This is a genomic window from Vibrio sp. 10N.247.311.13 (assembly GCF_041467595.1).
GTDB lineage: Bacteria > Pseudomonadota > Gammaproteobacteria > Enterobacterales > Vibrionaceae > Vibrio > Vibrio crassostreae_C.
Genome location: NZ_JBFSUX010000061.1, coordinates 19,173 through 30,617, shown reverse-complemented (window position 1 = coordinate 30,617; position 11,445 = coordinate 19,173). Strand labels below are relative to the sequence as shown.

The following is an 11,445-nucleotide window of genomic DNA, read 5'->3' as shown; positions in this document are numbered from 1 at the left end:
GGGATTATCTGCTAACTGCAGGATCGTTCAAGTCTTCTTAAACGATCGGCATTAGAGCATTACGCTCGGCTTTTAAATTCAGTGTCTAGACCTAAAGCGTCTAAGCGACAGGTTGATTAACCTTCGTTGCGCTCTGGACGACGACCACGGTTACCACCGCCATTGCCGTTACCATGGCCACGTTCGCCACGGAAGTTACCACGGTGATCGCCACCACGGTTACGGTCGAAACGACGTTCGCCATCACGTCCGCCAGCAGAGTTACCATCGCGAGCACCATCACGGTTGCCACGGTATCCACCACGACCGCCTTCACGGTTACCACCTTCGCGGTTGCCGCCTTCACGGTTACCACGGTAGCCGCCACCATCACGACCGCCACGGTTGCCACCACGGTTGCCATCACGACCGCCGCCGCCACGACGAGGCTCACGGAAGTCATTGAAATCAACAACTACAGCGCCAGCTTCTTTTTGACGAATGCGAAGTTTGCTTAGCTTACCAGCAGTTTCAGAGTTCATTGCTTTTGGCAGTTGAACGTAAGTAGAACCTTGGTCTAGCTTGATAGCACCGATAGAACCTTTAGTTAGGCCAAGTTCGTTTGCTAGTGCGCCAACGATGTCTTTAACCTGAACGCCTTGCTCACGGCCAACTTGTAGTTGGTAAGTATCCCAATCTTGAGTATTGAAGTTGCGACCACCACCGTCACGGCCGTTGTCACGATCTTCACGACGCTCTTTGCGACGGTTCTTATCACGCTCAATAGCAGCGATCATTGGGTCTTCGCCAACGTAGAATAGTGGGCTCTTACCTTGCTGACGCTTAAGAAGCATTGCAGCTAGAGTAGCAGCATCAACTTCTAGAGACTCTTGAAGAGTAGAGATAAGACCTGCAAAGTTTTCTAGTGCTTTGCTTTCTTTCTCAGTTTCAAGTTCAGCGCCAAGCTTAGCAACACGTGCAGCAGCAACTTGGTCACGTAGAGGAAGTTGAATTTCTTCCATTTGAGACTTAGTTACGCGCTCGATTGTGCGAAGCATGCGAATTTGGTTAGTGCGAACTAGTAGGATCGCTTTACCTTTACGTCCAGCACGGCCAGTACGACCAATACGGTGGATGTAAGATTCAACATCGAATGGGATGTCGTAGTTGAATACGTGAGTGATACGTGGAACATCAAGACCACGAGCTACAACGTCAGTTGCAACTAGGATGTCGATAACACCTTGTTTGATGTGATCAACAGTACGCTCACGTAGAGACTGAGGAATATCACCGTGCAGTGCAGCAGCTTTGAAGCCACGTGCAGATAGCCAATCAGCTAGACGCTCAGTGTCTTGACGAGTACGTACGAATACGATTGACGCGTCAGTTTCTTCAGTTTCTAGAAGACGAGACATTGCTTCGTCTTTTTCTACGCCTTTAACAACCCAGAAGTTCTGCGCTACTTTATCAACTGTGTGGTTAGTACCAGCAACGTCAACTTTAGCCGGGTTACGTAGGTAACGGTCAACAATAGTCTTAACCATTGGAGGCATAGTTGCAGAGAAAAGTACACGTTGTGCAGATTCTGGAGCTTGCTCTAGGATCCAAGTAACGTCATCTACGAAGCCCATTTTCAGCATTTCATCTGCTTCATCAAGAACAAATGTGTGTGCTTCATCTAGGTGTAGACGGTCACGAGTTAGTAAGTCTTTAACACGACCTGGAGTACCAACAACAATGTGAGCACCGCGGCTTAGAGCACGCATTTGGTCAACAATTGAAGCACCACCGTAGATTTCAATAACTTTAAGACCTTTGATATCACGGCCAAGGTTTTTGATTTCCGCAGCAACTTGAATCGCTAGCTCACGAGTAGGAGCCATGATGATTGCTTGTGGTTTGTGTTGGTTCAGGTTGATTTTGTTAAGTAAAGGCAGAGAGAATGCTGCTGTTTTACCAGTACCAGTCTGTGCTTTACCTAGTGCGTCACGGCCTTCAAGAAGAAGAGGAATAGCTGCTGCTTGGATTGGAGTCGGAGAAACGAAACCCATGCTATCAAGAGCTGAAAGAATGTTATCGTTTAGGGCTAATTCATTAAATTGAATTACAGATTCGGACATTGGGATCCCACTATATATAAGTAAACAAAAGGTCCCGGGAGCTCTATCAATTCCAATACTGATCCAATCAGATACTGATTCCATTCAGAGTTACGAAGCAGTAATAAAACACTTCAAGCCATTAGGGACGTCTAAGGGAGGCGGATTATTCCCTAAATGCATAAAAAAATCCAGAAAAAATTGAAATACATCACATATTTTTCGCTTTTACATCAATACTGGTTATCATATCGTCAAAACTTGATGAATATCTCGTCACAGCACCCATCTCCTAGCAAATTGACCTAGTTAAATAAGAGGGCAATTAATTAACGCTCACTTCGCCTTTAAGTAGTAATCAAGCCTCGCAATGATTATAGTGTGCTCAATTGTCCTCGATAGATAAAAGTCAAAATGTTTCAAGATAATCCTCTACTCGCTCAGCTCAAGCAGCAAATCCAAGAAACCCTCCCTAAAAAGGAAGGTACCATCAAAGCCACTGAAAAAGGTTTTGGTTTTCTCGAAGTTGATAGCAAAACAAGCTTCTTTATCCCGCCTCCGTACATGAAGAAATGTGTGCACGGTGACAAGGTGATTGCCATCATTCGCACAGAGAAAGAGCGCGAAGTAGCAGAGCCTGAGGAATTGGTTGAACAAGGTCTTACTCGCTTTATTGCACGAGTTAAGCTTTTCAAAGGCCGATTGAACGTTGTTCCTGATCACCCGCAGCTCAAAAAACTGCAACTTAAAGCGAAAGCAATGAAGGGTCTAAACCCTGAAACGCTTAAAGAAGGTGACTGGGTTGTTGCTCATATCGTTCAACACCCATTAAAAGGTGACAATGGTTTCTTGGCTCAGATCTCTGAGAAAATCACAGACGCTGACGACAAGATTGCACCTTGGTGGGTAACGCTGGCACAAAACGATCTACCAAACAGCGAGCCTGAAGGCATCGACAACTGGCTAATCAACGATGACGCCGATCTTGAACGTGTAGACATGACGCACGTCCCTTTTGTGACTATCGATGGCGAAAGCACAAAAGATATGGATGACGCGCTTTACGCGAAGAAGAAAGAGAACGGTGATTTTGAACTGACTATCGCAATTGCTGATCCAACGGCTTACATCTCTCCAGATGATGCGATGGATAAAGTAGCACGCGAGCGCGGTTTCACTATCTACCTTCCTGGTCGCAACATCCCAATGTTGCCTCGTGATCTTGCTGACAACCTATGTTCACTGATCGAGAACGAAGTTCGTCCTGCACTTTGCTGCACAGTAACGGTATCTAAAGATGGCGTTATCGGTGATGACATTAACTTCTTCGCTGCAAACATCAAATCTCATGCTCGTCTTGCTTACGACAACGTATCAGACTGGCTAGAAACAGGTGCATCAGAGAAATGGCAACCATCAGAAGAGATTGCTGCAATTGTTTCTGATCTTCACCAATTTGCTCAAGCACGTTCAGCATGGCGCTCAGCAAACGCTGTTGTGTTCCCAGATCGCCCTGACTACCGCTTTGAACTGAGCGAAGATAACGATGTTGTCGCTATCCACGCTGACATGCGTCGTAGCGCAAACAAGCTGGTTGAAGAATCAATGATCAGCGCGAACATCTGTGCGGGCCGAGTACTAAAAGAGAGCTTCAACCAAGGTGTGTTTAACTGCCATTCTGGTTTCAAGGCTGAGAAAATCTCCGACGTTCTTGAACTGGTAAACCCGCAAGCGGAAATGCCGTTCACTGAAGAGCAAATCATTTCTCTAGAAGGTTTTGCTACTCTACGTCGTTGGTTAGGTTCTTTAGATAACAGCTACTACGACAACCGTATTCGTAAATTCCAAGCGTATAGCGAGATCAGCAATGAGCCTGCACCGCACTACGCGATGGGATTAGATATTTACGCAACTTGGACTTCTCCAATTCGTAAATATGGCGACATGATTAACCACCGTATGCTTAAAGCACACATCTTAGGTAAAGCGCCAATTCAAACACCAGATGAAACTATCGGTGATGAACTTGCCCTGCACCGCCGTCACCACGGCATGGCTGAGCGTAATGTTGGCGATTGGTTGTATGCTCGCACTCTAGCCAATGCTCCAGCAGAAGAAACTCGTTTCCAAGCTGAGATTTTCGATATTAACCGTGCAGGTATGCGTGTACGTTTACTTGAAAATGGTGCTGCTGCATTTATCCCTAGATCTCTCATTCTTAATAATAAAGAAAGAATAGAGTGCAACGGTGATATGGGTACTGTATCTATCGATAAAGAAATGGTATACAAACTGGGAGACGTTTTAGAAGTAGTTCTCTCTGAAGTTAATCAGGAAAACCGTAACTTAGTAGCAAAACCTACTCAAGTATTTGCGGACTTGCCTAGCGAGCCTGAAACGACAAACGAAACCGAAGCTTAAAGGCTTTAACAGCTACGACTTTCAAGGTTACGGCTTTCAAGGTCAAAGCTTTCAAGGTCAAAGCTTTCAAGGTCAAAGCTTTCAAGGTCAAAGCTATCAAGGTCAAAAGCTTCAAAGGTTCACTTCTAAAGGCGCTAATTATTAGCGCCTTTTTTGTAAATGTCTCATGCTTAAACAATACTTAAAAAAAACAATCAATAAGCAATCAATTTACAACGTCAAAGAAGCTCACTATGTCATCAATCACAGTTACTCAGTTCAGAAACTTCATTCCCAGGAGACGAGAACGTTATCCTGCCTCTAAAAACGGTATCTTTATAGTGTCGAAAGGCAGCATTTCTTTTGTGTTGCCCAATGGTACTCAAGCCTCGTTGCAAGCGGGAGATTTCACCCTTTACAATTCTGGTCAGATTAAAGACATCACGGTTAACACTGAAAATGGCGAATTCAGCGCAACCTGCTTAGATTTTGATTTGGCTATCTTTCAAAAGTTCATTAATCAGTTCAGCGATTTAGAGTCCGCTCGAATCCCAGACAAGTACATTAAGTTCAATCAAACGGATACTGAGCTCTGTCAGTTGAAAGATCTCATCATGTCACTGGCCAACTCTTCTTCTCAGAATGACTACGCACTCACTCAATTAGGCTTAAGTTTGCTGTCTTTGATGGTGGAACAGTACCCAGCTCTATTGGCTATTATTGCTCGAGCTTCAAGGTTAACCGTGACCCAAAGAGTCATTCATTACATCGAGCAAAACATTGAAAACAATATCTCTTTGGATACGCTCGCCAGTTACATAGGAATGTCACCGGCTACGCTTAAACGTCGCTTATCGGCTGAAGATCTGTCGTTCTCAAACTTATTAAAGATAAAACGTATTGCTCATGCAGCCACTCAGCTAAGAACATCGGATAAGTCGATCACTCAAATCGCGTATGAGTCAGGCTTTAAAAGTGCCGCTCACTTCAGCACGGCCTTTAAAACGTATCACGGAAAAACACCAAAAGACTTCCGATCGCTAGTGGCACAAGCACAACTGCAGAGCGTAAAGCCGCAAGTTTAAAGAAACAAAGCGATAGATTGATGTGGACGTCTTAGTTGGGAACTGGTGTAAACCAAGTGGCTTCAATATTAAGCCACTTGGGTGTGGGATGAGATGATTTGGCTTTGGGATTCAGTGGTTGAGTTTTGATACTCATTGATTCAGCTTTGCGAGCAGGCCACCAGCAAACGTGAAAACAGAGTGACTATGACCAGAAGTACGATTTAGGGTCTTTTTCTATTTCCGCCAAAATAGCATCAAGATCCTTCGATTTAGGAAGGTACGGATACGGCCCCCAATTCACAGAGTCAGTTTCGACATCCCCTTCAAGCGGCACCATCACTAACCAACAAGACAGCGACTCATCAAAAGTCACGCAGACGATCTCGTTTGTATAATCACTGTGAGATGAGTCGAGTAGATAATGCGCCTGAGAAAACAGCACACCACCCTCACACTCTTCATATAGGGATTTGCCTAGCTCGACAGGTAAACTTCGATTTCGAGATGTACAGAGCCTCTCGGCCCCAATTAAAAGACGATTCAGCTCGATATGAATGACGGACATAACACCCCTTGTAACTTCATAGAAACTTCATAGAAACTTCTAAGTAGTGAATTCCTCTACTTAGCTTAGGACTCAACAAACATTTTAGCGAACAAGCGTAATCAAAATACCTGCCCTGCTCCCAGAAACGAATCTTGCTTTCGGAAACCCAGAAAGCTACGACTCATCAAGCGAACAGCTATACATCGAGAGTATGGAATTTCACAAAAGTGTCATATAACCGACCTATCATATGCGACAAATGTTATTAACTAGGAGTTGTTTATGTTACGAGTCGCGCTTGCCTCTCTTTTATCCTTAGCCCTGTCTTCTCATGCTGCTTTAGCACAAGAAACCACTATTTCGGGCTCCACTTCAGTATCACGAGTGATGGATGTATTAGCTGAGGAGTACAACAAGACTCACCCTGATAACTATATTGCGGTTCAGGGCATTGGTTCTACAGCAGGTATTACCATGGTTAATAAAGGTGTCTCTGACATCGGTATGAGCTCGCGTTATTTAACCGACCGCGAACAAGACGAGAAGTTGAAGGTATTTCCAATTGCCTTTGACGGCCTAGCTGTAGTAACTAACCGCTCAAACGCTGTAAGCAACGTTACACGTGAGCAGCTGTTCGATATCTACAAAGGCAAAATCACGAACTGGAAAGCTGTGGGTGGCGCAGATCAGCCTATCGCAGTTGTCACTCGCGAAGCGTCTTCTGGCTCACGCTATAGCTTCGAAAGCTTGCTTGGTTTAACGAAGATCATTAATGACCGTCTAGTGTCTGACATCAACCCAAATAACTTGGTTGTAAACAGCAACAGCATGGTTAAAACGATTGTTAACCATAACCCACACGCGATTGGTTTTATCTCTGTTGGTTCAATCGACCGTTCGATTAAAGCAATTACATTTGAAGGCGTAGAGCCAACATCTAAGAACATTGCTAACCACAGCTATGAATTGGCTCGCCCATTCTTGTTGCTGCACAAGACAGACTCAGTTTCTGACGAGAGCAAAGACTTCATCAAGTTCGTGAAGTCAAAGCAAGGGCAAGACCTTATCGAAGAGTACGGCTACACTCGCATTAAATAAGTGAGTGAGTTTTATCTTATGAAAAAAAAGAGAGAGCATTAAGCTCTCTCTTTTTTTTGGAATCTATATGGTTCGTTTAGAAGTGAAGTTGAATCACTGAAACGATCACAGCGCCAGGACGACGAATACCTTCGATTTCGACGCGAATTTCGCGTTCAATCTCTAGGCCTTTCTTAATTGGCGTTACTTTTGTTAGCGTACTTTTAGCACGAACATTACTGCCCGATTTAACAGGGTATGGGAAACGTACTTGGTTAAGACCAATGTTTACGACCATCTTCGCTGTTGGGAATTGAGACTTGTCAGGGTCAACACTGTCAGTCAATCGAGGAAGCAGAGATAAAGTTAAAAAACCATGTGCGATGGTTGTTTTGAACGGAGAGTCTGTTTCCGCTTTTTCAGGCTCAGTGTGAATCCACTGCATATCTTCAGTAACAAGGCCGAACTGGTTAATACGGTCTTGACTTACATTGATCCAGTCGCCAGTATGGATGACTTCACCGATCTGTTGATTAAGCTCATCAAACACAAGTTGTGCTTCTGGCTTAAGTACGATCGGCTGTTCCACCGGCATCTCTGGTGCATCTTCATTGACAGCAGGTTTGTGGTGATCACGAACCCACGCAAAGAAATGGCTATTTTGCGTACGATTAAGAAAGTCGCCCCAGTAATCTCTAAGAGCTGGAGACATCCATTGCATAAACTCTGAGTGTTGCGAAGACATGCTATCGCCTCGGTGTTTAAATAAATCAATGACTTTCATAAGAACCTCAATGCACAAAAAATTTCAATATAACTTCGTAATTTTGAAACACTTCACACTATTGTGCAAATGTTTTCGAGCATACAACCGTTAGCTGAACCTTGTTAAAATCATATTAAACATATACTTACCAATAAAACATCATTTTATTACAAAACCCAAATTAGAGTGTTAGCTCTATCACATGACAAACATTTGTTTATATAAAAGGCGTTTTTATTCATAAGTGGAATAAAAAAAGGCTTAGCGCAATGCTAAACCTTAGTTTTTACAAGGAATTAGTTTTCCGAGGGTTGGTCTTGTAAGAGACGAATCTTACAAGACACTCAATCCTCTATTCGTCATCAAGCGGAACCAGCTTGGTATTACCACCGTGTGCTTTCTCACGCTTACGTTGCACGAATGCGTAGAAGCCAGGGATTAGGAACGTACCCGCCAGTAATACACATAACAGGCCGCCGATCAGTGAAATACCCAGAGAGTTCTGACTCACGTGACCTGCGCCCGCAGCGAAGATAAGCGGGAAGATACCTAAGATGAACGACCAAGACGTCATGTTCACAGCACGGAAACGCAGTGTACCGCCCTTCACCGCTGCATCTTCAATCGGTGCGTCTTTCTCTTCACGCTCTACCTTTGCGAATTCCACAATCAAGATTGCGTTCTTCGCGGCCAAGGCTATCAAGAGAACCAAACCTATTTGTGCATAAAGGTTCAGCGGAGTGCCCGTTAGATTCAATGCCAAGAAGGAGCCTAAGGTTGCGACAGGTACCACGAGGATAATCGCAATCGGAATTGTCCAACTCTCGTATTGAGCCACCATAAACAGGTAGATGAAGATCAGAGCCAGTGCGAAAGCAAAGATCGCTTGGTTACCTGCTAGTACTTCTTGGTAAGCCATGCCTGTCCATTCGTACTGATACCCCTGAGGCAATACTTCTGCAGCTACGCGTTCCATTGCCGCAATCGCATCACCACTTGAGTAACCTTCTGCAGGTTGACCTTGAATCACGGCACTGCGGTACATGTTGTAACGCCATGCTACATCTGGTTCGAAGATCTGATCGTAAGTCACCAATGTGCTTAACGGGATCATCTCGCCATTAGACGAACGAACGTGGAATCGTTGTAGGTCGTCCATGCTGCTACGGTGTTCACTGTCAGCTTGCATGGTTACGCGGAAGTTCTTACCAAACATGGTGAAGTCGTTCACGTACAACGAACCAAGGTTACCTTGTAGTGTTTGGAAAATTTCCGACAACGGAATACCTAATTGCTGCGCTTTCTCACGGTCAATATCGACATAGTAGTGAGGTACGTTCGCACGGAAAGTACTGAATGTGTGTGAAATCTCAGGCTGTTTGCTCGCCTCAGCTATCACGTCATTCATCACCATAGCAAGATCAGTACGGCTTCGGCCTAGCGTATCTTCAAGTACAAACTCGAAACCAGACGCGGCCCCCATGCCCGGAACTGCAGGAGGCCCCATCGCAAACACGACAGCTTGAGGAAGTTCAGTCGCAGCACGACCATTAATACGCTGTGAGATAGCCTGAGCAGAGTGTTGACCATCCAGTGCATTACGCATGTCCCAATCGTGAAGCTTGATGAACATTGACGCACCATTCGACGCAGAAGCGCCCGTCATAAATGCGTAGCCGTTAACCAGTGTTACGCCATCAACACCCGGCTCTTGTTCAACCATTTCAAGCAGCTGCTTAGTCACTTCTTCGGTTCGAGACAAGGATGCCGCGTCAGGAAGCTGAACGTTAACCAGCAAAATGCCTTTATCTTCTTGAGGTACAAACGCCGTAGACGTTGTCTTCGCAAAATAAGTCACAGCCGCCAAAGCCACAAAGAAGAAAGTGAACAGCAGAACGCCTTTCTTAACTAAGAAGCCAGCCACTTGACCGTATTTGTTAGTAACAGACTCTAGACCACGGTTAAATGCTTGGTACCAACGCGCCGTGTTACCACCACCCTGCTTAAGAACCAGTGAACACAATGCAGGTGATAGCGTTAATGCGTTAATTGAAGAGATAACAACCGCGATACAGATAGTCAGAGCGAACTGACGGTACATGATGCCAGTAATACCAGGAAGCATTGCAACAGGGATGAATACCGCAAGTAGAACCAAGGTCGACGTAATGATCGGCCCCGTTACTTCTTTCATCGCAATAAGCGTGGCTTTACGCGGTGAAATGGTTGGGTCTTTAGCCATTGTGGTATCAACGTTCTCGATAACCAAGATCGCATCATCTACTACGATACCAATCGCTAGTATCAAACCAAACAGGGTTACCGTGTTGATGGTGAAACCCGTCATCTGTATGATGGCAAACGTACCAATCAAAGATACCGGAATCGCAACTACAGGAATCAAGGTTGCACGCGCACTACCCAAGAACAGGTACGTTACCGCAATAACCAGCAAGATGGCTTCGATTAAGGTCTTTACTACCCCTTTGATCGACTCAGCAACAAACAGTGTAGTGTCGTAACTTGCTTCATACGCCACGCCTTCTGGGAAGTTCTTGCTTAAGTTTTCCAGCATCGCCATCACAGCTTTGCCACTTTCCAGCGCGTTAGCGTCTGATTGAAGTGACAGCGTTACGATCGACGCATCTTGACCACGGTATTTACCATTACCGTCGTAGAACTTTTTACCAAGCTCAACACGTGCAATGTCTTTTAAGTAAACCGTTGAACCGTCTTGAGTTGCACGAAGAACAACATTTTCAAACTCATCAGCTGTTTCTAATCGGCCTTTTGTTACCAAGTTGAATTGTACTTCTTGTGCGTTGTTATAAGGTGCAGCACCAATACGGCCTGCAGCAACTTGAACGTTCTGCTCTGCCAACGCGCGATTCACGTCTGAAGTGGTGATATTGAGGTTAGCCATTTTCTCAGGATCTAACCAAACACGCATCGCGTATTCACCACCACCCAACACGTTAACTTCACTGATGCCCTTCACACGAGCCAGCTGATCTTTAATGTTTAGGTTAACGTAGTTGATCAGGAATTGGTCGTTGTACTCACCGTTTGGCGAGTAGAAGTTCAATACCATCAAAAGGTCTGGTGAACGCTTTTTAACGGTGACACCCACCATTCTTACTTCTTGTGGAAGCTTCGATTCGATCTGAGCAACTCGGTTCTGAACGTTGACCTGAGCCATATCTGGATCAGTACCAACATCAAAGGTCACGTTAAGGTTGTATGAACCATCGTTAGCACTTTTAGAAGACATGTAGATCATATCTTCTACGCCGTTAACCGACGTTTCTATGGGGTCGGCTATCGCCTGTTCCACCACTTCAGCACTTGCACCTGTGTAGAATGCGGTAACACTTACAGAAGGCGGGCTGATTTTTGGATATTCCGCCACTGGCAAGATAGCGAGAGAAATCGCACCCGCCAGCGTTAAGATTATGGATATGACAAGGGCAAACTTGGGCCTTTGAATAAAGAAACGACTCAACATAA

At 45.0% G+C, this 11,445-nt stretch carries 7 protein-coding genes and 1 pseudogene; 4 read left to right on the top strand and 4 right to left on the bottom strand.

Features of this window, described 5'->3' with window-relative positions; genetic code table 11:
* Positions 1-116: 116 nt before the first annotated feature.
* Positions 117-2,186 carry a DEAD/DEAH box helicase gene (locus tag AB6E52_RS19230; RefSeq protein WP_080582207.1) on the bottom strand — a complete coding sequence of 690 codons (2,070 nt, stop codon included), beginning with the start codon at positions 2,184-2,186 and terminating at the stop codon, positions 117-119.
* Positions 2,187-2,495: 309 nt separating this feature from the next.
* On the opposite strand from AB6E52_RS19230, the gene rnb reads away from it, so the two are divergent.
* The 3 genes and pseudogenes from rnb to AB6E52_RS19215 all read left to right on the top strand — a co-directional run bounded on the left by rnb (position 2,496) and on the right by AB6E52_RS19215 (position 5,566).
* Positions 2,496-4,502: an exoribonuclease II gene (gene rnb / locus AB6E52_RS19225; protein WP_102320736.1), complete on the top strand. Its 2,007-nt coding sequence runs from the start codon at positions 2,496-2,498 to the stop codon at positions 4,500-4,502.
* A gap of 30 nt (positions 4,503-4,532) precedes the next feature.
* A pseudogene (locus AB6E52_RS19220) lies at positions 4,533-4,631 on the top strand (hypothetical protein); the annotation flags it as partial.
* A gap of 104 nt (positions 4,632-4,735) precedes the next feature.
* Positions 4,736-5,566 (top strand): AraC family transcriptional regulator, encoded by an 831-nt coding sequence (locus AB6E52_RS19215; RefSeq protein WP_102320734.1) that lies wholly within the window; start codon positions 4,736-4,738, stop codon positions 5,564-5,566.
* A gap of 184 nt (positions 5,567-5,750) precedes the next feature.
* On the opposite strand, the gene AB6E52_RS19210 is transcribed toward AB6E52_RS19215, so the two are convergent.
* Positions 5,751-6,113: a DUF3024 domain-containing protein gene (locus tag AB6E52_RS19210; RefSeq protein ID WP_017059495.1), complete on the bottom strand. Its 363-nt coding sequence runs from the start codon at positions 6,111-6,113 to the stop codon at positions 5,751-5,753.
* A 264-nt stretch (positions 6,114-6,377) separates the two neighbouring features.
* Here AB6E52_RS19210 and AB6E52_RS19205 point away from each other — a divergent pair, with 264 nt between their 5' ends.
* Complete coding sequence (locus AB6E52_RS19205) at positions 6,378-7,193, top strand: phosphate ABC transporter substrate-binding protein (RefSeq protein WP_017064361.1); 816 nt, start codon at positions 6,378-6,380, stop codon at positions 7,191-7,193.
* A gap of 76 nt (positions 7,194-7,269) precedes the next feature.
* On the opposite strand, the gene AB6E52_RS19200 is transcribed toward AB6E52_RS19205, so the two are convergent.
* Positions 7,270-7,956 (bottom strand): MaoC family dehydratase, encoded by a 687-nt coding sequence (locus AB6E52_RS19200; RefSeq protein WP_017059493.1) that lies wholly within the window; start codon positions 7,954-7,956, stop codon positions 7,270-7,272.
* A gap of 334 nt (positions 7,957-8,290) precedes the next feature.
* Complete coding sequence (locus AB6E52_RS19195; protein ID WP_102320733.1) at positions 8,291-11,443, bottom strand: efflux RND transporter permease subunit; 3,153 nt, start codon at positions 11,441-11,443, stop codon at positions 8,291-8,293.
* Between the last annotated feature and the right edge of the window lie 2 nt (positions 11,444-11,445).

Coding starts and splice junctions, on each gene's coding strand:
- AB6E52_RS19195 (WP_102320733.1), bottom strand. CDS start 11,443: ATGTTGAGTCGTTTCTTTATTCAAAGGCCCAAGTTTGCCCTTGTCATA.
- AB6E52_RS19230 (WP_080582207.1), bottom strand. CDS start 2,186: ATGGAATCAGTATCTGATTGGATCAGTATTGGAATTGATAGAGCTCCC.
- AB6E52_RS19215 (WP_102320734.1), top strand. CDS start 4,736: ATGTCATCAATCACAGTTACTCAGTTCAGAAACTTCATTCCCAGGAGA.
- AB6E52_RS19205 (WP_017064361.1), top strand. CDS start 6,378: ATGTTACGAGTCGCGCTTGCCTCTCTTTTATCCTTAGCCCTGTCTTCT.
- rnb (WP_102320736.1), top strand. CDS start 2,496: ATGTTTCAAGATAATCCTCTACTCGCTCAGCTCAAGCAGCAAATCCAA.
- AB6E52_RS19210 (WP_017059495.1), bottom strand. CDS start 6,113: ATGTCCGTCATTCATATCGAGCTGAATCGTCTTTTAATTGGGGCCGAG.
- AB6E52_RS19200 (WP_017059493.1), bottom strand. CDS start 7,956: ATGAAAGTCATTGATTTATTTAAACACCGAGGCGATAGCATGTCTTCG.